We start from the raw sequence: 22144 nt of genomic DNA on the forward strand, positions 1-22144 counted from the left end.
GAAAGACCCGAGCCTGGACTAACAGGGTTCGGGTCTTTTTTTTGTTTATTTTTCAGAATAAACAAGATGTATTTTCTTTCGTATGGGATATGTTACCATAAATATGGATGATATGTGTTTCTATTCATTTTTATTAAGGAGGGGATTAGATGAGAAAAAGCAGAATCTTATTGATATGGATGCTCGCTTTATTTTTAACAGCCTGCAGTTCGAGTGACGATGCTTCCCTACCAGATGTACAGGAGAGGGAACGCAAGGATGTCATAAATACCGAACAAATGCGGAAGGAAAATGAACTGCTGCAGGAGCAAGTACGGAACAACCAGAAGGAAAAAGATGCAAAAGACGCAAAAGAGCAAGAAGAAGTAGTAAGTTTAAGAGAAACGATGAACATAACGTTTAAACTGATGGCGGCGATGCGATCCAATAACTATACATATCTTGAATCGGTGTCTTCTCCGAACATAGAAATTTCGCGGCAGAACAATATCATTATTTCGAAACTGGAACAGGGGGATTACGAAGTCCCTTTTATGCATAACGTTAGCCTGAATAATTTGGAGTACCGTGGATTTAATCCTCTGGATTCAGATCGTGTCATTTTACATATGGCTATAGTATGGTCTGATGGAAACGGTGCATTGGATTTCTATTTCATTCGTTCTGAGGAAGGCAACTGGCTCTTTGATGGTCTGCTCACGAATGGATAGGCCACTAGTCTGGTTCCGTAATATAAATAGCGACCGTTCTCTCTATGGTAAAGAGGAAGGTCGCCGCATGGATGAGTTCGAGTGAAAAGATTCAATTATTGTGTAGTCTTTCGATCCGGTAGCTGGCTTAGATAACTGTTGGACAAGTGTGCAAGATCCAATGCTCGATCATATTGTTCCTTTGTTATAAACCGTGAAGAAGACTGCCCATTGTTATTGGGTGTGGTGAATGCTGAAGGTACTTTGTCCGCCGAAATCATCGGCGCTTCTTCTAAAGAAACATCTATCTGCTGTTGCCCTTCATCCTGTCTGCCCGCATCAGCTAGGGAGTAATGCGTCCCATCCCCGTATCCTTTCGCAGGTATGAAGAGAGAAGCATCGTTTAGTACCGACCCGGAAGGAAGGTAATAGCGCTCGGGTAGAAGATTTCCGCCTTCACGCAGCAAATCCTGTCCGAAGTGTAATTGGTCCTTCAGCGATACTCCGGTGAGTCCGGCAATCGTTGGCAGAATGTCCACCTGGCCTCCGATCTGTTCCAGTTGTACACCCGGGGTAACGCCCGGGGCCGAGATAATGAGTGGAATATTAATCATATCTGCTGATATGTATTCCCGACCATACAACTCTTTCATAAGGACTTTGTCATCCCGATCCAGTGAGTAGATGGGAAGCCCCAGGTGATCCCCGTACAAGACGAACAAGCTATTTTCCCATAATCCCCGTTCCTTCAATCCAGCAATCAACTGTCCAACCGCCTGATCGGCATAATGCTGTGATATCAGATAATCACCGGGCAACGTATCCTTGTAACGCTCTGGCAGAGTCAGCTTCACCTTGTTTTTAGGCAAAGTGTAAGGGTGGTGGGCTGACATGGAGATGATATGGGCATAGAAGGGATCACCCGAAGACTGCATGGATTCCAGCTTATCCAGTGTTTTGGAATACAGTACTTCATCCGAGGCTGAAAAGGCGATAGAGTCCTGTGTGCCGAAATAATCAATATCATAATACTGGTCGAATCCAAGTGCCTTATATAACTGATCCCGATTCCAGAAACGAACACCATTTGTATGGAATGTGGCTGTCTGATATCCGTTTGCTGACATCAACTTGGGTAGACTCGGCAGAGCTTTATCCGCATATACAGTTGTTGCTGCCCCGTTCGGCGGGGTGTAGAACGATGTGTTCACAACAAATTCTGCATCCGATGTATTTCCCTGTCCCACTTGTTGATAAAAGTTTGGAAAATACAGGCTCTGTCTAGCCAATTGATTCAGATTAGGGGTAATCTCCTGTCCATCTACCTCTAATCCAATCAGAAAGTTCTGAAACGATTCCAACTGGAGTATAATCACATTGCGTCCGTTCGCGGCACCCCGCTCCACAATCGCAGGAAGTTCAGTCGTTTGCTTCAGTTGGTCGATGTCAGTCTGATCAATGTGAGCGATGGGCACAGGTTTATCAGGTCGATCCAGTATGGTATACGCCTCGTAACCGAGGATGCCCATCTGTTCTGCTTGTGTAAGCTCACTCATGCTGGCCCGATTGGGATAGATGTTGAGCATGCACAGGATCATGGACAGGGTCAGTATGACCGAAGCAACACGTCTTCTGGCACGTCGTTCAAGCGGAATGCGGTTCGGGCGTTCTGTACTCCCGAGCTTGATCCGACGACGAATGAGTATCCCCCCAATGATCAGTACGTCTGCAAAAATAAACAAATAATAGGGATCAAGCAAAGAGAACATGCTGCTCTTGACTGAAGTCACCTGATTCACCTGTGCCAGTGCGTGATAGTTAACGATTACACCATAATATTTGTAGTACATGATGGCTGCAAAGAAAATGCCCGAGAGCAGCAGATTCACGGCAAGGTACATCCACATCCGTCGCTTGGCAGCAAACCACTCAATCAGACAGAAGCCGATCCAGATGAGCGGTAATTCGGTCAGCAGTGGTTTCCAGACAGGGATGTCATCGAAGATAACGATCCAGGCCAGTGAGCTTTTGATCATCATGATGATGGTAAAGAATATAAACGGTCCGCTTAGAAATCGGGTGAGTGAACTGCGTGACAAGGTACCGCCTTCCCTTCCGAAGTTTCATTTAACAAGTATTATCCTATCTCAGCATGGCTGTGTCAAAAATGAGAGCCTTCTACAATTGACGGCAAAAAAACCTCTTCCATGCAGGAAGAGGTTTGAAAAAACATGGGCTATTGCGATAAAAGCCAGGCGTGACCCAATCCGTTATTCTATAGTGTACGTTGTGACGTAAGAAGGTCTGGGGAACATGGTGGGCTTCTGTGCAGTCAGCCCTTCGCTTGTACTGCGGTTACGGTGAGCGTGACTATAAGCTTGGGATTCCTGCCAGTCTTTGAAATGTTCCTCCGACTGCCAGAGTGTAAGTACGACATATGTGTCATCCTTCAGAGGACGAAGCACACGAATACCGACAAAGCCAGGCTCGTCTTCTACCTTGCGGGCACGGTTCTTGAACCGTTCTTCGAAGTCGTTACGACCATCCTCTGTGACAGGGATATTGTTGAGAACAGCGTAACCACCGCCAGTCCAGGAGCCTGCGGCATCGAAAGCTTCATATGCGGCTATTTTATCATCAGACTCAATACTCATCAGGCGTTCTGCGGATTCAATAGCCAGACGCACGTGCTCTTCGCTTCGCAAAGTCAGATGCGGGTATGCAGCAAGTGCATCCAGAATCGGTGAAGGAACCAAATAGATATACATAGAAGCTGCCTCCTTATTTAAATACAATCCATGTAAGTTAAACTATACGTTTACACGAGAACGCAGAGGACAGAAATAACCTGAAGAAGCGAAGCGTGCGCCTTTATCACCGGATTTTCCCCATTAAGGGGGGATCAAAAAAATCTGGGGATAACAGCGATCGGAAGGTTGTTCTGTCATCGGAGTGGCAAGTGTAACATTAACTAGTTCAACTTATATACCTCAACATAGCATATGGGATTGTGCGAGTCCAATCGGTTCACATGTATCGGACAGGTGGGCTAATTCCGAGCTGAGTAGTATAGGTTTGCTGCAATAGAAGATAAACAATGAATGACAAACACTGCAGTAATAATGAAAAAGGAAAGCGATATCCCGTCTAGCATAACTACGAGGATCCATGCCAGAGCAAGACTGATAGTGCTCGTATTCCAGGAGAAGGCTTTTGCTCTCGTGATACAATAGAGGTACCGCTCATCCAGTCCGTTGTGCTTTTTTGCAATCAACCTTGTGAAAAAAATAATGAGTATTGCAAATAACAAACCAGCTACAATTCCACCGATCCCGATCATCCGATTCAGTAATTCAGAACTCAATATTCTCATCTCCTTCAAATATAAATAATTCCTCGATCTGACATCCAAATAATTGGGCAAGCTTGTGAGCAAGCACAAGAGAAGGTTTGTACTTTCCGGATTCCAACGATATGATGGTCTGCCTGGAGACCTTAAGCCGTTGAGACAGTTCTTCCTGTGTGATGTGCATATGTATTCGTTTGTCTCTGATTAGATTTTGCAAGTATATCCTCCCATAAGTAAAGTTCGCTTTACGTAAAGTTAACTTTACTTATGCGACGATGGGATGTCAATCTCTCTTTATAATATTTTCCACTTCTTCGAGGTGGTGCTGTGTCCAAAAGCATATTTCATGATAAAGTATAATCACTACAAACAGAACGGGTGATCGTATGACAACAACAATTCGGATATCGGTTAGACCTTTGGTGGAGTATGTGTACCGCAGTGGCAGCATACGTCCAGGGTTCCGGACCAATGCATCGATGCAGGAGGGAACTCGAATCCATCAGCGGGTACAGAAGGAGTACACAGAAGAGGATCTGAAAGAGATTGTGCTCGAAACTGAGATTCAACATGGGGATCTGACCTATGTGGTGGAGGGACGATGTGACGGGTTAATTCGTCTGGAAGGTCAGTTGACGGTAGATGAGATCAAATCCACTGCGGGCAATCTGGATGATCTGGGAGAAGGCCTTCCAGTGCACTGGGCGCAGGCCATGATGTATGCCTACATGTACGCTGTTCAGCAAGATGAACCACGCATGCAAGTGCAGTTGACGTACGTGCATTCGGTGACCCATGAAGAAAGACGGTTTCGCCGAATGGCAGAACGACAGGAACTGGAGCAGTTTGCGGCAGAAGTGATTGCCGGTTATGCGCCTTATGCAGAGATGATCGCTGCATATGAAGAAAAGCGTGATATCAGTGTGAAAGAGCTGCCGTTTCCTTTTCGCAAATACCGGGAGGGACAGCGGAAGCTGGCAGGAGCCGTGTACAAGACCATTCGTGAAGGCCAGGGATTGATGGCCAAAGCACCAACAGGCATTGGTAAAACGATGTCCGTGCTGTTCCCCACGGTCAAAGCGATTGGCGAAGGCGAAGCAAGCCGATTGTTCTATCTGACCGCGAGGACGACGACACGGGTGGCGGCAGAAGAAGCTTTTGCCCGGATGCAATCGGAAGGATTGAAGATGCATGTGATCAGTCTGACCGCGAAGGACAAGATATGTTTTAAGGAAGAGGAAGCTTGTGATAAGGGGCAGTGCGGCATGTGTGAAGGGTATTATGACCGTATTAACGGGGCCGTGCTGGACATGCTGGAACATGAGACGTTGATGACACGTCCGGTCATCGAGCAGTATGCGCGCAAACATCGGGTGTGTCCGTTTGAGTTTTCACTGGATGCGGCGTATGCAGCCGATGCGGTGATCTGCGATTATAACTATATTTTCGATCCGAGGATCTCTCTGAAAAGAATGTTGGAGGAGCAGAAACGCAAGACGGTGTTACTGGTGGACGAGGCTCATAATCTGGTCGATCGTGGCCGAATGATGTTTTCCGCTGAGCTGGAGAAGGCAGTGTTCCTAGATGTGAAACGGGAGTTCCAGTCGCTGGACAGCAGTGTGCCTGCTGCCAAAGCTATTGTTGACTACACCGGGGCCATTGATAAGTATCTGATTACTCTTCGAAAGAACGGTGGAGAAGAAGGAAAGATCATTCAGCAAGAAGCACCGGAGGAACTGATTGAACGGCTGGAGCCTTTTGTCATGGTCGCGGAGCAATGCCTTGTTGAAGGTGGCTCGGGGAATGCCGAGACGGATCAACTGCTGTTGGATGCCTACTTCACAGCACAGAATTTCCTGCGTATTGCCAAGCTGTATGATGAACGTTTTATTACGTATGCAGAGTGTGTTCGAAGTGAAGTGAGAGTGAAGTTATTCTGTCTCGATCCTTCGGTACTGCTTCGTCAGACGGCCAAAGGATTCCGCTCCCTCATTCATTTCTCGGCTACATTGTCACCCCTTCGTTATTATCGGGATATGCTGGGTGCAGAGGAAGAGGATTATACATTGCAGATTCCATCACCATTTCAGCGCGAACAATTGGATGTGAGACTCCTGCCCTTATCCGTGCGTTATAAGGATCGGGAGCAATCCCGGCGACCCATTGCGGAGATGCTGCAACAGCTGGTAAGTGAATGGCCGCGTAGCAATCTCATGGTGTTCTTCCCGTCCTATCCTTATATGCGCGAGATCTATGAAACCTATGCACAGCTTCCGAATGAAGCAGATACGGTCATACAAAAGCAAGGCATGAACGAACTGGAACGGGAGCAGTTTCTTGATGGATTCCAGCCCAATCCTGAACGAACACGATTGGTATTTGCCGTCATGGGTGGTGTATTCTCGGAGGGTGTCGATCTGCCGGGAGACCGCTTGAATGGCGTTGTCGTGGTAGGTGCGGGGCTGCCGCAGATTGGGCTGGAGAACAACGTATTACGTGATTACTATGATCGGACAGGACGTAACGGATTCAATTACGCCTATATTTTCCCCGGTATGAACAAGGTGCTGCAGGCGGGTGGACGGCTGATTCGGACAGAGGAAGACAGGGGTGTGTTGGTGCTGGTTGACGATCGTTTTATCCAAGAACCGTATCGTTCCCTGCTGCCCGAGGAGTGGCGGGACTATAAACGAATTTGATAGGATGCATCTCCAAAGCAATTTCAATGGAATTCAGGCAAATGCTGAACCAAGAGTTTAACATTTTTTTCAGATTTCTTTCCTTTATATGATTGAAGGGTAGGGTGAAAGGGTTATAACTTGGTTAGCAACGAACGAACAACGGCGATTACCCTATCCGTTCCGCGGTCCGCTTCGAAAGCAATCAAGGAGGTCGGTTATAATGAAGAGAAATCATACCATGATGCAGTTTTTTGAATGGCACCTGGCTGCAGACGGAGATCATTGGAAGCGACTGGCTGAAATGGCCCCGGAACTGAAAGCTAAAGGCATTGACTCGGTGTGGGTACCACCCGTAACCAAGGCAGTGTCAGCAGAAGATACAGGTTATGGTGTATATGATCTGTACGATCTGGGCGAATTTGATCAAAAGGGTACCGTGCGGACCAAATATGGCACCAAGCAGGAACTGGTGGAAGCCATTGCTGAGTGTCAGAAGAACGGAATTGCCGTCTATGTGGATCTGGTCATGAATCACAAGGCCGGAGCAGATGAGACGGAAGTGTTCAAAGTGATCGAGGTTGATCCCAATGATCGAACAAAGGAAATTTCTGAGCCGTTCGAAATTGAGGGCTGGACAAAATTCACATTCCCGGGTCGCGGCGATCAATACTCCTCCTTTAAGTGGAACTCCGAACATTTCAACGGTACGGACTTTGATGCCAAGGGAGAACGGAGCGGTGTATTCCGCATCGCAGGTGAGAACAAAAACTGGAACCAGAATGTCGATGATGAGTTTGGTAACTACGATTATCTGATGTTCGCCAATATAGATTATAACCACCCGGATGTGCGGCGCGAGATGATCGATTGGGGGAAATGGCTGATTGACACTCTCCAGTGCAGCGGGTTCCGGCTGGATGCAATTAAGCATATCAACCACGAATTCATCAAGGAGTTCGCAGCAGAGATGATCCGCAAACGCGGTCAGGATTTCTACATCGTAGGTGAGTTCTGGAACTCAAACCTGGATGCGTGTCGTGAATTCCTTGATACGGTAGACTATCAGATCGACCTGTTTGATGTGTCTCTTCACTACAAGTTGCATGAGGCTTCGCTTGCAGGCAGAGACTTTGATCTCTCCAAAATTTTTGATGATACCTTGGTGCAGACCCATCCTACCCATGCGGTAACTTTTGTAGATAATCATGACTCCCAACCTCATGAAGCATTGGAATCATGGATTGGAGACTGGTTTAAGCCGAGCGCCTATGCGTTGACGCTATTACGTCGTGATGGTTATCCGGTTGTATTTTACGGAGATTATTATGGCATTGGTGGACCTGAACCTGTGGATGGCAAAAAAGAAATTCTGGACATTCTGCTGTCTGCCCGTTGCAACAAGGCGTATGGAGAGCAAGAAGATTACTTCGATCACGCGAATACGATTGGCTGGGTGCGTCGTGGTGTAGAGGAAATCGAAGGTTCCGGTTGTGCAGTGGTCATCTCCAACGGGGATGACGGTGAGAAGAGAATGTTCGTCGGCGAGCATCGTGCTGGTGAAGTCTGGGTGGATCTGACGAACAGCTGTGATGATCAGATTACCATTGAGGAAGACGGCTGGGCCACCTTCCATGTGTGCGGTGGAGGCGTCTCGGTATGGGCCCTTCCTGAACAGAATGAGGACTGTGCTGACGCTGAGTAACGGCATGTGCCAGGCAGGATAAGAAAAGGTACACGGATTGATATGAAAACAGTATATAGATAGATCGTTATCGTTAAACCATCTGAACAGGAGAGCGAGTATACCTGTGTCCAGGTGGTTTTTTGCATTTGTCTAGGTACAACTAAAACTCCATCCTAACGAACTGAGCGCACCTTATTTGCACTGAATTAGCGTTATTGGAATTCTAACGAATCTCAGTAACCTTATTACTCTCAAAAACGATTGAAATAGCTCCAATTGGAGCAACATCACCAGAATAACGCGTCTGAGATTCGTTAGCTTAACGTGGGTTAAGTGTCGCCGCCATAGGCAAACGAATGAATGCTACAAGTAAAAACATGAAATGGAGAAAGAAACGCTTCGGTTCCACATCTTAATACATGGTACAATAATCCAAATATGGAGTGTTAGAAAATGAAATGAGAAAATCAGATCAGACAATGTAACAATCAAGCGATATTCTTACAGAGGGTTTGAGAAGGAGGGATGACATGAGTCCTAAAAGAGAGTTGAACCGTTTCTTCCTGTTGGTCACGTATTTATTAGTAATAGCCCTGTGTCTAGGAGCTTGCGGTTTGGGGACAAATCAGGGACCAAGGGGCGAACCGAAACGAACCGATAAATATACATATAATTCGGAGCGTAGAGATTTGAATGAACGGGTTACGAAGCGACCAGAATCGTTTCAGGGGCATTCACCAGATAAGTATAGCCTGACAGCAACAGTCGATGTGAGTCATGTATCTGGAGTTGACCGGATTTCTTATGAAATATTGGTAAATGAGGTTCAGGTGCCTATGGTGAATGTTATTCAATCATTCACTCTCCGTCCCGAGATGATGAATCGAATCGATGCCGGAGAGTTATTTCATTCCAATGTGAGCAATACATACGAGATAAGTCTGGAGCCAGATAAGGAACCGCTTGGATTGAGTTTGGGCAGGAATTATATTTTGAAGTCGAAGGTAGAGATCGACAGCAATATCTTCCAGCGTTATGCAGATATGTATATCAAAATTTCTTATGGGCCAAATGATCAGCGAACGGAAGATTATTTTTATATCAAGGCTGAGCCGTCTCCGAGAACGATTGAGTATATGAAGTCATGGGAGAAAGAAAAATAGGAAAAGGCAGCACTCACCAGTTCCATCTGAGGAATCTGAGTAGACGCTGCCGGTTCATCTATTTGAGATAGTAAAATTATTACTTTTCAAAATACTGATTCATCGTATCCCACATTCGATTGAACTCACTTCGTTCCATTGAAAATGCTCCAGGCTTCTCAGGTTTATGATGAGAAGTTGGCTCAAAGTTTAAGTATTCATGGTGTGTAGTACACTCATAGTTTTTGCTGTTTATGAGGAATTCAACTTTATCCTTAAAGGGTCTTTCCAGTAATTTAACCACCATGATGTCTCCACTACTGGTGCTTCTTGCAGGAGAATATATCAGAAAGTAACCTTGTTCTATTCGATATTCCATAGCAATGACCTCCATTAGAATATAGATCGAATACGATAATATCCGATACCCTCGCTCCGTTTACCTACTCCAGTTCAAAGGATTCCAGCGTGCCAACCATCCGCAGATCATGCTCGCGGTTGAACTGTTCCCGTTTGTCCGCATCCGCGTACTCGTCATGATAATGCATTAGTACGGTTTTCTGTCTCACTTCTGCGGGTAACTGCTCCAGATTCTTCAATGACGTATGAGATTTGATCACCAGATCATGCATATGACATTCATGAAAAATCAGCTGCACATCAGCGGCAACTTGCTCCACCCGTTCCTGGTCGAGTGTACTGTCTGCACTGTAATAGAAGTAAGGCTTGGCAAGTAGCCCATTGCTGACCATACCGGGAACATGCTGCGTCCGAAACGTCTCAAACGTCACACCGCCCAGTTCGAATGTGCCTCCATCTGGCAGCGGAACGACATCGTAGTAGTCGCTCATGGTACGTTCACCATCCGTTGTGTAGCGCATGCCGGGGGATAAAATGTTCCAGAGCGGATCTACCAATTGTTCGTGGATGAACAGACGGGGTTTGCGGTCACCCACGATCTGTGCGTAATAACCCAGCATCTGTACACCGTTAATATGATCTTCATGCAGATGGGTAATGAAAACGTTGTGGATATCGGTCATGGGGAATCCATATTCCTTGAGTGCTTTGGCATTGGATTCCGGAAAATCAATGACCAGATGCGTGTCACCGAATTCAGCCAACATACTATTGTGGTGCTGCTCCACGCTGAACATATCTCCTGTGCCGAGAAAAGTAATTTTCAATTCATTTCATCTCCTTGTGTGATCTTCAGATCAGCATCCTTGCGTTAAATCCAGTATACCTTGTTCCCGAATATATGCCTAAATCAACCTTTTTTGATAACGCTATCATTTTATATTGAACTTTGATGATAAACAGTGTAGCGTAAAGATGGGAAGTGAACCCATATGAACGTAAACTCACCTAAAGGGAGCGTGCGAGGCGAATGAAATCTTTTCTGGATGAACAATTTTTGCTGCACAATGAAACGGCGATCAAGTTATATGAGGATTATGCCAAAGACATGCCGATTATTGATTATCATTGCCACCTCAGTCCTCAGGAGATCTACGAGAACAAAACCTTTGGCAATCTTACAGAGGCTTGGTTATACGGTGATCACTATAAGTGGCGGCTCATGCGCGCAAACGGAATTGAAGAGCAATATGTGACCGGCGGCGAAGGAGTGACCGATTACGATCGTTTCCTGGCTTACGCCAAAACGGTACCCATGATGATTGGTAATCCGCTGTACGCCTGGTCTCACTTGGAATTACAGCGATATTTCGGCGTTTACGAAGTATTGAATGAGACAAGCGCCCCTGCCATCTGGGAAAAAGTAAATGCCAAACTGAACAGTGACGGATTCGGTGCACGTGATCTGATTACCAAATCCAATGTCACTGTTGTGTGCACAACCGATGATCCAACCGATTCTCTGGAGTATCATCTGAAGATTCAGGAGATCGAAGGCTTTGATACCGCCGTATTGCCATCCTTCCGTCCGGATAAAGGGCTCGAATTGAACCGGGATACCTTTACAGAATGGGTGGGCAAGCTGTCGCAGGCATCTGGCACCGCCATTTCCGATTATGAATCATTCCTTACTGCGCTGGAGTCCCGGGTGGAATTCTTCCATTCCGTAGGCGGCAGAGTCTCCGACCATGCACTTGATTATGTTCCTTACGGTGTGGCTACCCGAGAGGAAGCAGCTGCCATCTTTGCAAAGGCACTTGCAGGTCAGAAGGTAACTCGTGAGGAAGAGGACAAGTACAAGACGGTAACGCTGACGTTCCTCGGCAAACTGTATGCAGAGCGTGGCTGGGTGATGCAGTTCCACATTAATGCAGCTCGTAACAACAATACGCGGATGTTTGCCAAGCTTGGGCCGGATACCGGTTATGATGCCGTGAATGATACACCGCTATCGTCAGCGATGATTGGATTGCTCGACGCGTTGGAGCAGCAACAGGCATTACCCAAAACGATTCTGTATTCTTTGAATCCAAGGGACAACGAAGTGCTGGCAGCGATCATCGGCAGCTTCCAGGGCGGGGGCATTCCGGGCAAAATCCAGCTTGGCGCAGCATGGTGGTTCAATGATACGAAGGACGGCATGCTTGCCCAGATGAAGGCACTGGCCAATGTTGGTCTGCTCAGCCGATTTGTCGGCATGCTGACCGATTCACGCAGCTTCCTGTCTTACACCCGGCATGAATATTTCCGTCGTCTGGTCTGCAATCTCATTGGTGAATGGGCTGAACAGGGCGAGGCACCGCAGGATCTGGAGCTGCTCGGTCAGATCGTACAGGGCATTGCCTACAACAATGCAAAAGAATATTTCCCGTTTGCCTCAGTGCCTAAAACGGTCTCGGCGTCACAGTCTTGATGATTAACGAGCGTATCTAATCATGCAGGTTATGCAATAAGAATATTTTCTAGTTTCTACTTTTCAATCGTAATAAAAATGCTCCCATTGCTTACCCCGGGTCATCATCCACCGGAGTATAGAATGGGAGCTTTTTTTGTGAATTGGATTCAAGGCATTACATCTATTGACCTTAACACTATTGGGTGTCCGATAATAATTGTGCATATAGAGCAGCAAGCTCTGGAGAAGGAGCTGCACCTATTTCCTGAAGTAAATGTGCTGTATATTGCTCATAATGTTTGATCAGGGCTTCCTTGTTCTTCTGCATGGAAAGTGCTCGGATGAGCAGGATCAGCGATTCTTCGTGCAATTCATTACGATGCAGGAGTTTTTTGAGTAGGCGGATAGCATTACTGGTATCTTTGGCTTCCAGTAGAGCATTACACAACCGCTGGTTTAGTGCGCTATACATAAGTGACAGTCGTTCAACCTCGCTCAAGGACCACGTGTATCCATACTCCCCAAATAAATCACCCACATACATTTGCTCAATCAATAGGGCTTGTTCTATGTCGGCCCCGGATTGAATGACAGATAGCCGCCTACATCCTTCTTCGAAGCGGATAAAATCCACCGTAATATCGGATAAATTCAGAGCGTAATAATGATTGTACGTATGAAGTACTTTTTTCAGTCCATATCCATTAAGTAACTTGCGTAGCTGATAGACTGTTGTGTTGAGGTAGACTTCGGCATTCTTCTGTGGCATGTTTCCGAAAATATCTTCAATGAGACGGGTACGGGATACAAGCCGTCCTTGCTGAATAAGCAGATATGCAAACAATTCAATACTTTTGCTGGATCTCCATTTGGTCTTGGTTCCGTGGTCGCTGTGAATCTCGATTCTGCCCAGAGCATTGAACTCTACCGCTTGCGCTTCAATCGTCGCCACGACTTCTTCCTCAGGTAACTTGTTGCGCGATTCTGCCAGCGCTCTGTGTACTGTTTGGAGGAGCCGATCCTGTTTCACTGGTTTCACCATATAATCAAAGGCAAAGACATCAAATGCAGATAGGGCATATTCTATATGAGACGTTATAAATACAATAGGGGTCTGTTTGCCCTGCTTTCGCAGTCCTTCTGCAAATTCCAGTCCGCTTTCCCGAGGCATATTAATATCGACAAAAATGAGATCTACCTCGTGATCGTGCAGATAAGATGATGCGGCCTGAGTATCCAGAAATGCACCCATGACTTCCACTTCACCGATCTTTGCCAGCATCTTTTTCATAATCAGGTGCATGGCTTTCTCATCGTCTATCAGAATGACCTTCATCTTCATGTATTGTCCTCCACCTGCACGGAATATGGAGAAGTCTCGGTTGCATTAGACTGGGGTGGAAGAGGTACAGAGAAGTAGAAGTTGCTGCCCTGCGAAGGTCTGCTGTCAAACCAGATTTCGCCCCCATTCAGGCGTACAAACTCCCGGCACAGATTCAAGCCAAACCCGATGCCGCGTTCCCCTGCGGTTCCCGTTGCCGATACCGGATACTCATCCTGAAGCAGGGAACGGGCCTGCTCATCTGTAATCCCTTCTCCCGTATCGCTTACGGATACCACAATATGCTGATCCTTTCGTTCGGCGTTCAACGTGATCTGTCCTCCTGGATTAGTGAATTTAATGCTGTTGGATAAAAGGTTTCGAAGAATCAGGTCAAGCATTTCTTTATCCGCATAGACGCACACTCCTGGTGAAATATTCGATACCATTCGAATCTGCTTATTCTCGCTGCGAACACGTAACAAACGTATACTGGTCTCCACAGAATAGTGCAGATCCCGTTCTACCGGATGGAAGACCTGCCCTCCGCCTTGGCTGCGAAACCATTCGAGCAGTCCTTCTACCAGAGCAAACGTATTATGAATCTGGTGCTTCATTTCATGGATAATCTCTTCATGATCAGCATTGGATTCTTGTATTTCTTCCTCAAGCAAGTCCATCAGATTAACCAGTACGGCTACAGGATCACGAATATCGTGAGCCACGACATTGAACATTCGGTCTTTGAACGTGTTGAGCTCACTTAACTGTTGGGCGTTGTCGCGAAGTTTCTTCTCGGCCTGTACGGCTTCAGTCACATCATTAAGCAGTAGCATCTTGCCAATGGGTTTACCACTTTGATGCTGAACAAGAGAAAGATGAACGTTATAGATTCTGCCACTTGGGTCGTTGGAGAGTTGAATTTTGCAGTCATCATTAAGCGGTTCCTGTTCAAGCAGCTTTGCTAGAAGCTGTGGGTATTGTGCGAGTACCTGACTTGCATGCTGGCCCAAGCTTTTGGGATGAAGAGGCTCAATGATACGCCGGGCAGAACGGTTGTAGCTGGTCAACACATGGTCCAGATCGAACACTATAACAGCATCCTGTATAGATTCGAATACCTTTTGGTATGCCAGCGGAGCCAGACGAAGCATATTGAACTGGAAGACTCCCCATGTGTAGAAGATGCCCGATATAACAAATCCAAATGGAGAAAAATCAAGGGGTGAATGAAAGATGTTACTTAGGTAAATTAGTGAGAAAATGAATGGTCCACAGGAGCCAATAATCATAAATATGATTTGTTTTTTCATAGGGGGTGTGGCACGAAGCAACATCTGTACCAGGAAAAAAACAGAAATAAAGAAAAGTGCATAGGAAAACACAACATGAACAGAAAATAAAGGTCCTCTCTCAAGAGACACAAGCGGGAATCCCCAGGATGTATCGATCGTCATATTTTTATAAAAGAGGTGATGCCACTCGTTGGTATTATGTGTGATAAACGTAAAAGAAGGTACAAGTAGCAACAGAACCACATTGCGTGTACGCACCCATGATTCACGTCCTGTGTAATGCAGCACCATAAGGAAGTAGAACACTGGTCCGAGCAGAATTCCAATATATTCAATCCGAAGCCAGAATCGAATATGGTCCAGTTGTTGACTAATAATCTCGAAGCCATAGCCGAATGTATAAAAAGAACTGACAAGCATCCCCAGTCCGTAACTGAAGGCTATGGGTGAGTTTCTTCTTTTGTAGGAGAGGTAAGCGAGCATTAATGTGCAGCAGGTTGCAGCCATCAGCAATGCAGATAAATACATATTAGGGTTCATGGATGGGCCGCCTCAATCTAAGTAATATTCATGCAAGATATGCCTCCTATGTTATCAGAATAAGGATTAAAAACATACGTGTTTGAGAGGGGATATTCACATTTATTTTTGGGATCAAAAAGGAAGCTTCCATCGATGGTTGAATCTGTTGAAAAAACCCACCAAGACCTGGGAACAGGCTTGGCAGGCTGCAATTAATTCATCATATTATAGGGATTGCAGAAGTGCTTCAAATTCAGAATTGGTCTGGAGTACTCGCAAAATAATAGTCAGTGCTTCTGCACGGGAAGCGGAGTTCGAAGGATGGAATTCTCCATTCCGATCTCCTTGAATAATTCCGGCTGCTGCCGCTTGCTGGAGTTGATCTTTATTCCAGGTTTGCTCCAGATCGGAGAAAGCAGGTGCTTCTGCGGTTGGTACTTTGCTCAGATCCATAATGCGCGAGATGATGGCGATGATCTCAGAACGTTTGATCTCTTGATTCGGTCTGAATGTACCGTCCGGGTAACCGGACAACACACCCTTGCTTTGCAGAGAGCGAATGGAAGATTCAGCCCAGTGACCTGATACGTCGCTTATTGTATTGCCTTGGTTGCTCGACAGATCAAATACTTTGGCGATCAGGGTTGCGAACTCGGCACGGGTGATACTGGCATTTGGATGGAACGAGCCATCGGCATAACCAGTTACGACACCCAGCTTCACGAATGTAGTTACAGTTGATCCTGCCCAGTGCGTGGTTGTATCCGTTAATTGAACAGTCGCAGGATTGGACTGTGCTGCTTTAATCTTCTGGGTGAAGCTGGTCGTAAAGCTATCCATATTAAGAACAAGGCTGTTGAACGTAGGTCCAGGTACTACATCTGTTCCGGGTGTTGGCTGAGGACTCGGATCGGAGGGTGTCACGGGCGTTGGTGCAGGTGTAGGAACTGGTGTGGGAGCTGCTGGTGAGCCTGAACCACCACTTGAATTACCTCCAGAGTTACCACCTGTATTGCCTCCGTTACTTCCGTTGTTAATCGTGGTAATCACAACGGTTTTGGTTCCGAATACGCCTGAAAGATCTGCTGCCTCGGCTTTAACCAGAACGGTTCCTGCTGAAGTTCCAGTTAGTTTTCCGTTTGCATCAATGGTCGCTTTACCTGTTCCGTCTTGCACTGTCCAGACTACAGAAGGATTCTTGGCATCGGCTGGAAGGACAATTGCCGTCAGCGGAATGGACTGACCTGCTTGCACAGAATTGCTTCCGCTGATGGTAATGGAATTCACGAGAATAGGAGGCGGTGTGATCGTGACTTGAACACTGCCGACAACTCCACTACCATCTGTAGCAGCCGCCTGAGCCAGAACGGTTCCCGGGTCTCCGGCGGTAAGTACGCCTGTAGTCGGATCGATCGTGGCAGTTCCGGTTTGATCCGAGACAGACCAGATCACGGCAGAATTAATCGCGTTAGAAGGTGAGATTGCAGCATTTAGAGCCAACGTTTCACCGGTAAGTACAGAATAGACATCGTCCGGGGTGGTTATTTTCACATCGGTAACAATGGATAGTAAGTTATCATTAAGTAATTTTGAGCCAGAGTATACGCTGATAGGTTTTGTGATTGGCCCCGATTTGATCGGGAAGGTTACAAGCCCAAGTCCACCCGCTGTAAAGTATGAATATCCATTTGCTACGGTTGGGTCACCATATCCATTCAGACTGTGAAATTCTAAATTTGAATCGTCTCCATGCAGGAAGATTTCAGTTCGGTTGTTAACAGGTTGCCCCTGCTCATCGTAGACAGCCAACGTATAATTTAGATAACCCGAATAGGAAGAAGGCTGGGATGCCGCAATTAACTGGACATGATGTGCGGCAGTTGCTGGTTTATTACTTTGAATATTGAGAATATTAATTAGATTGCCAGATATATCAGGGATAGAGTTATCTGGAACCCATGCTATTCCATCCGTTTCAGCGTATCCCCCGACGATCTTTTTATTAATATCCATGATAGCTTCTACACTGCTGTTAACTCCGATATCTGGAACCTGTACAACTTCTCCACTGGAATACCTGAAGAATACTTGAGTACCTTCGTTCGGCTTATCATTGGGATATTGTACTATAATGGAACTTTTGTTGGTTACACATCCGCTTAATAAGACTGCAAACAAAGCCAGTACTAATCCTGCTTTTCCTATTTTGAATCTGTTCATCTTCAATCTTCATCTCCTTATATTCTGGTTACTACATTTTAAAATAAGTATATCTGGCTCCAATGACGGCAAAATGACAAAACCCATAATCAAGCGTGAGTAGGCTCTTGGTTATGGGTTTATATTGGTTATTTTTAGATGTTTGACATTGGCTTCTTGCGATAATATACTTAGTACACCTAATTAATTGTGCATCTATTTAATTGTACTGCTATTTAATAGATGTCCTATGATGTTGGATGTCTATGGAATGATAAAGAAAGAAGGAGGAATCCATTATGACTGATGTAGATCCGGTAGCTCAGAAGCTTTTGTACTCCATCATGCAGTTTAATAAAGGCAAATGGAGGCAACATAAACCTCATGGGCGCAATCACAATGAAATTATGGTGCTGGCTTGTTTGCTGCATGGTACGCATCCGGGAGAACGTCTGGATTGGCGGGATAATCCGCCAGATTTTGAGAGAGAGCTGAATGAGAGTCGCCCAGGGCTAAAAGTATCGGAAATCAGTTCGTTACTGCGGGTGAAATCACCAACGATAACCCCGGTTATTCGTGGGCTTGAGGACGAAGGGCTGGTGGAACGAACGATGGACCCGAAGGATCGCCGTGCGGTGCGTATCACCATTACGGAGGCAGGGCGAAACATTATTCGGGCGGCACATGAGGAGCGCATGCAAACGTTCAACCAGCTCGTCGAGCATTTGGGTGAGGAAGAAAGCATTCATTTGACGGAGTTGTTGACCAAGGTTTATACCTTTTTTGATACAGTGGTTTTCCAACAGACGGAGACGTCCACACAAGGAGATGATACGCCATGATGAAACTGTTTCGCATGCTGAAGCCTTACCGAATACCGATTATCTTCATTCTGGTTTTGGTACTGTTTCAGTCGCTTGCTGAATTGTACCTGCCTACACTAATGGCAGATATCGTGAATGACGGCATTATTAAAGGAGATATCCCGTATATCTGGCAGATTGGTGGATGGATGCTGGTTATCGCGATTGGCGGAACAGCGTGTTCGGTGATCGCCAGTTACCTCTCATCTCGAACAGCGGGTGGATTTGCCAAACAACTGCGTAGCAGAGTTTTCCGCCATGTGGAGAACTTCTCGCTCCAGGAGTTCGATAAGATGGGTACTGCTTCACTGATTACGCGTACGACGAATGACATTACGCAGGTACAGAACGTACTTACGATGATGCTGCGTATGATGATTATGGCTCCGCTCATGTGTATCGGGGGGATCTTCATGGCGGTATCTCAGGACGCCAAATTATCTACGATTTTCCTGGTCGTGCTTCCGGTACTGGGTGGAGCCATTGCGCTAATTGGTGCCAAGGGTTTACCTTTGTTCAAAACCATTCAGAAAAAGCTGGACCGACTCAACCTGGTGCTGCGGGAGCAGTTAACAGGGATTCGGGTTGTTCGTTCCTTTAACCGTGGGGAGCATGAGAAAGTGCGCTTTAACGGGGCAAATACAGAACTGAGAGATTCATCGATCAAAGTTAATGTGCTCATGGCGACCATCATGCCTGTGATGATGCTGGTTATGAACTTTTCGATGATTGCCATTCTTTATTTTGGTGGAATGCGGATCGATAGTGGCAATATGAACATTGGTGCATTGATTGCCTTCATCCAATATGCAATGCAAATCATGTTCTCACTGATTATGGTTTCGATGATCTTTGTTATGATCCCAAGAGCTTCAGCATCGGCAGAACGGATCAACGAAGTGCTTGATATGCAGCCGGATCTTAGCAATCCCGAGCAGCCTCGTGGCATGAAATCCATGCAAGGTATGATTGAGTTTGACAATGTAACTTTCCGTTATCCGGGCGCAGAGAATCCAGCTTTGTCCGATATATCCTTCACAGCTCGCTCAGGTGAGACAACAGCCATCATTGGCGGTACGGGTTCTGGGAAATCGACATTGCTCAGTCTTATTCCACGATTTTATGATGTGACCGAAGGCAGTGTTCGGGTAAATGGTACGGATGTGCGTGAGCTTCGGCAGGAAGATTTACGTGCCAAAATTGGCTTTGTACCACAAAAGGCAGTCCTCTTCACGGGTACAATTACGGAGAATATTCGTCACGGGAAAGACGATGCCACAATGGATGAAGTTGTTCATGCGGCTCGTACGGCTCAGGCAGAGAACTTCATTACCGAGATGAAAGATGGATATGACAGCCTGATCGCACAAGGTGGTAACAACGTATCTGGTGGACAAAAGCAACGTTTGTCCATCGCCCGTGCACTTGTTCGCCGTCCGGAAGTCTATATCTTTGATGACAGTTTCTCTGCTCTCGATTTCAAAACGGATGCTAAACTTCGTGCTGCGCTGAAGTCCGAAACGACAGAAGCGGCTGTGCTGATTGTTGCGCAACGCGTAAGTACAGTAATGGATGCCGATCGCATTCTGGTTATGGATGAGGGCCGAATTGTCGGTTCAGGAACACATAAAGAGCTGTTGGAGCACAATGAAGTGTATCGCGAGATTGTATCCTCCCAGCTGACAGAGGAGGAGATCGCATGAGTGAACGTACAGAACGCAAGTCGCCTCGTCCCCATGGTGGGCCGGGTCCAGGTCCCGGAATGGGCATGCGACCTCCCGCTGAGAAAGCAAAAGATTTCAAAGGCACACTGCGGCGCTTGATTCGTTATCTCCAGCCTCATAGTTCTCGTCTGCTAGGTGTGCTGGTTGCAGCCATTTTGAGTACCGTATTCAGCATCATCAGTCCAAAAGTTATGGCAGAAGGAACGGATATTCTCAGTAAAGGCGCCATTGCCATCCTTCAGGGTGTACAGGGAGCCGGGATTGATTTTCCTGCATTGATGAAAGTATTATACCTGCTTGGCGGACTCTATCTGTTCAGTGCTGCATTTATGTATGTTCAGCAATACCTGATGGCTGGTGTAGCCCAACGTGTTGTGTATGACATGCGTGAGCAGATCAGTGCGAAGGTTGGACGCCTTCCTTTGAAATATTTTGACTCCCGCACAACTGGGGAGACACTTAGCCGTGCCACAAATGACGTGGACAATATCAGTAATACACTTCAGCAAAGTTTGGCACAGTTCATTACGTCTATCGTCACGATTGTCGGCGTAATTATCATGATGCTGACGATTAGTCCATGGATGACGCTGATCACGATTTTGACCTTGCCACTTAGTGTGGTTGTTGTCATGCTGGTCGCTTCCCGTTCGCAAAAACACTTTGCGGGTCAACAGAAATCCCTTGGGGAATTGAATGGTCATGTCGAAGAGATGTACACGGGACACAAGGTTGTCAAAGCATTTGGACGTGAAGAACAATCGGTACAGCAATTCGAGAAGGTCAATGAAGAACTGTATGAATCCGGCTGGAAAGCCCAGTTTATCTCCGGTATTATCATGCCGCTCATGAGTTTTGTCGGTAACCTGGGTTATGTGTTGATCTGTGTGGTTGGTGGGATTTTCGTTACACGCGGATCGATCTCTATCGGGGATATTCTGGCCTTCACACAGTACTCCCGTCAATTCACACAACCGATTAACCAGATTGCAAATATCTCCAATATTATTCAATCTACGATTGCTTCGGCAGAACGGGTATTCGAGTTGCTGGATGAAGAGGAAGAAGTTGCTGAGTCCAGACAACCTGTGCAATTACAGCAGCCTAAAGGTGCAGTAGCATTCCAAGGTGTTAATTTTGGATATAAAGAAAATGAACTGCTCATTCATAACATGAATATTGATGTAAAACCGGGACAGACGGTAGCCATTGTTGGACCAACGGGAGCCGGTAAAACAACCCTGATCAACCTGTTAATGCGTTTCTACGAAATTCAGGATGGTCGGATTACGATTGACGGTGCCGACATTAAGGACATGGAGCGTGGCAAGCTGCGCAGTCTGTTCGGTATGGTGCTTCAGGATACCTGGTTGTTCAATGGAACGATTCGGGACAACATCGCCTATGGTCGAGAAGGTTCTACGGAAGAGGATGTAATCAAGGCAGCCGTTGCGGCACATGCGGATCACTTTATACGTACACTGCCTGATGGATATGACACGGTGCTGAATGAAGAGGCGTCGAACATCTCTCAAGGGCAGAAACAGTTGCTGACCATTGCAAGAGCGATTCTGGCGAACCCGGCCATCCTCATTCTGGATGAAGCGACGAGTAGCGTGGATACACGGACCGAAGTGTTTATCCAGAAAGCAATGAATGATCTGATGAAAGATCGCACAAGCTTTGTCATTGCACACCGGTTGTCTACCATTCGCGGCGCCGATCTGATCCTGGTTATGGATCATGGTAATGTGATTGAACAGGGCAATCATGAGGAGTTAATGGCGAGTCAAGGATTCTACGCCGATCTGTACAATAGTCAGTTTGCGGAGCAACAACCGCAGGCGATCTGATTATAGA

At 46.4% G+C, this 22144-nt stretch carries 17 protein-coding genes; 8 read left to right on the top strand and 9 right to left on the bottom strand.

Annotated elements, in window-relative coordinates; translation table 11 throughout:
• Window positions 1–149 precede the first annotated feature (149 nt).
• Window positions 150–710, top strand: coding sequence for a hypothetical protein (locus tag QVE09_RS14925; protein ID WP_315937415.1), 561 nt, complete (start codon window positions 150–152; stop codon window positions 708–710).
• 95 nt (window positions 711–805) lie between these two features.
• Here QVE09_RS14925 and QVE09_RS14930 read toward each other — a convergent pair whose 3' ends face one another.
• From QVE09_RS14930 to QVE09_RS14945, 4 genes are all read right to left on the bottom strand, one after another.
• Window positions 806–2728 (bottom strand): LTA synthase family protein, encoded by a 1923-nt coding sequence (locus QVE09_RS14930; RefSeq protein ID WP_397387049.1) that lies wholly within the window; start codon window positions 2726–2728, stop codon window positions 806–808.
• A 231-nt stretch (window positions 2729–2959) separates the two neighbouring features.
• A complete protein-coding gene (locus tag QVE09_RS14935; RefSeq protein ID WP_315937417.1) occupies window positions 2960–3457 on the bottom strand; it encodes an antibiotic biosynthesis monooxygenase family protein in 498 nt (165 codons plus the stop codon).
• A 281-nt stretch (window positions 3458–3738) separates the two neighbouring features.
• The gene (locus QVE09_RS14940; protein WP_315937418.1) at window positions 3739–4053 is read right to left on the bottom strand and encodes a hypothetical protein; all 315 of its coding nucleotides are present in this window, start codon (window positions 4051–4053) and stop codon (window positions 3739–3741) included.
• Window positions 4043–4255 carry a helix-turn-helix transcriptional regulator gene (locus tag QVE09_RS14945; RefSeq protein WP_036612923.1) on the bottom strand — a complete coding sequence of 71 codons (213 nt, stop codon included), beginning with the start codon at window positions 4253–4255 and terminating at the stop codon, window positions 4043–4045. Before QVE09_RS14945 ends, QVE09_RS14940 begins: the two co-directional genes overlap by 11 nt.
• 169 nt (window positions 4256–4424) lie before the next feature.
• On the opposite strand from QVE09_RS14945, the gene QVE09_RS14950 reads away from it, so the two are divergent.
• The 3 genes from QVE09_RS14950 (at window position 4425) to QVE09_RS14960 (ending at window position 9566) form a co-directional block, all read left to right on the top strand.
• Window positions 4425–6737, top strand: coding sequence for an ATP-dependent DNA helicase (locus tag QVE09_RS14950; protein ID WP_315937419.1), 2313 nt, complete (start codon window positions 4425–4427; stop codon window positions 6735–6737).
• Window positions 6738–6939: 202 nt separating this feature from the next.
• Window positions 6940–8421: an alpha-amylase gene (locus QVE09_RS14955; protein WP_315937420.1), complete on the top strand. Its 1482-nt coding sequence runs from the start codon at window positions 6940–6942 to the stop codon at window positions 8419–8421.
• A gap of 512 nt (window positions 8422–8933) precedes the next feature.
• On the top strand, window positions 8934–9566 hold the full coding sequence (locus tag QVE09_RS14960) for a hypothetical protein (protein ID WP_315937421.1): 633 nt from the start codon (window positions 8934–8936) through the stop codon (window positions 9564–9566).
• A gap of 79 nt (window positions 9567–9645) precedes the next feature.
• On the opposite strand, the gene QVE09_RS14965 is transcribed toward QVE09_RS14960, so the two are convergent.
• Both QVE09_RS14965 and QVE09_RS14970 read right to left on the bottom strand, forming a co-directional pair.
• On the bottom strand, window positions 9646–9924 hold the full coding sequence (locus tag QVE09_RS14965; protein ID WP_315937422.1) for a hypothetical protein: 279 nt from the start codon (window positions 9922–9924) through the stop codon (window positions 9646–9648).
• A gap of 64 nt (window positions 9925–9988) precedes the next feature.
• Window positions 9989–10732, bottom strand: a complete 744-nt coding sequence (locus tag QVE09_RS14970; protein WP_315937423.1) for an MBL fold metallo-hydrolase — start codon at window positions 10730–10732, stop codon at window positions 9989–9991.
• Window positions 10733–10935: 203 nt separating this feature from the next.
• Here QVE09_RS14970 and uxaC point away from each other — a divergent pair, with 203 nt between their 5' ends.
• Window positions 10936–12378, top strand: a complete 1443-nt coding sequence (gene uxaC / locus QVE09_RS14975; protein WP_315937424.1) for a glucuronate isomerase — start codon at window positions 10936–10938, stop codon at window positions 12376–12378.
• 178 nt (window positions 12379–12556) lie between these two features.
• Here the strand turns inward: uxaC and QVE09_RS14980 are convergent, their stop codons facing one another.
• The 3 genes from QVE09_RS14980 to QVE09_RS14990 all read right to left on the bottom strand — a co-directional run bounded on the left by QVE09_RS14980 (window position 12557) and on the right by QVE09_RS14990 (window position 17718).
• A complete protein-coding gene (locus tag QVE09_RS14980) occupies window positions 12557–13702 on the bottom strand; it encodes a response regulator (protein ID WP_315937425.1) in 1146 nt (381 codons plus the stop codon).
• Window positions 13699–15516, bottom strand: a complete 1818-nt coding sequence (locus QVE09_RS14985; protein WP_315937426.1) for a sensor histidine kinase — start codon at window positions 15514–15516, stop codon at window positions 13699–13701. The genes QVE09_RS14980 and QVE09_RS14985 overlap by 4 nt, the downstream gene beginning before the upstream one ends.
• A 207-nt stretch (window positions 15517–15723) precedes the next feature.
• Complete coding sequence (locus tag QVE09_RS14990) at window positions 15724–17718, bottom strand: S-layer homology domain-containing protein (RefSeq protein ID WP_315937427.1); 1995 nt, start codon at window positions 17716–17718, stop codon at window positions 15724–15726.
• Between the two features lie 278 nt (window positions 17719–17996).
• On the opposite strand from QVE09_RS14990, the gene QVE09_RS14995 reads away from it, so the two are divergent.
• The 3 genes from QVE09_RS14995 to QVE09_RS15005 are packed head-to-tail and all read left to right on the top strand — an operon-like array spanning window position 17997 to window position 22137.
• On the top strand, window positions 17997–18539 hold the full coding sequence (locus QVE09_RS14995; protein WP_315937428.1) for a MarR family winged helix-turn-helix transcriptional regulator: 543 nt from the start codon (window positions 17997–17999) through the stop codon (window positions 18537–18539).
• Window positions 18536–20263 carry an ABC transporter ATP-binding protein gene (locus QVE09_RS15000; protein WP_315937429.1) on the top strand — a complete coding sequence of 576 codons (1728 nt, stop codon included), beginning with the start codon at window positions 18536–18538 and terminating at the stop codon, window positions 20261–20263. The genes QVE09_RS14995 and QVE09_RS15000 overlap by 4 nt, the downstream gene beginning before the upstream one ends.
• Window positions 20260–22137: an ABC transporter ATP-binding protein gene (locus QVE09_RS15005; RefSeq protein WP_315937430.1), complete on the top strand. Its 1878-nt coding sequence runs from the start codon at window positions 20260–20262 to the stop codon at window positions 22135–22137. Before QVE09_RS15000 ends, QVE09_RS15005 begins: the two co-directional genes overlap by 4 nt.
• Window positions 22138–22144 lie beyond the last annotated feature (7 nt).

Source organism: Paenibacillus sp. ClWae2A, from assembly GCF_032452295.1.
Classification (GTDB): domain Bacteria; phylum Bacillota; class Bacilli; order Paenibacillales; family Paenibacillaceae; genus Paenibacillus.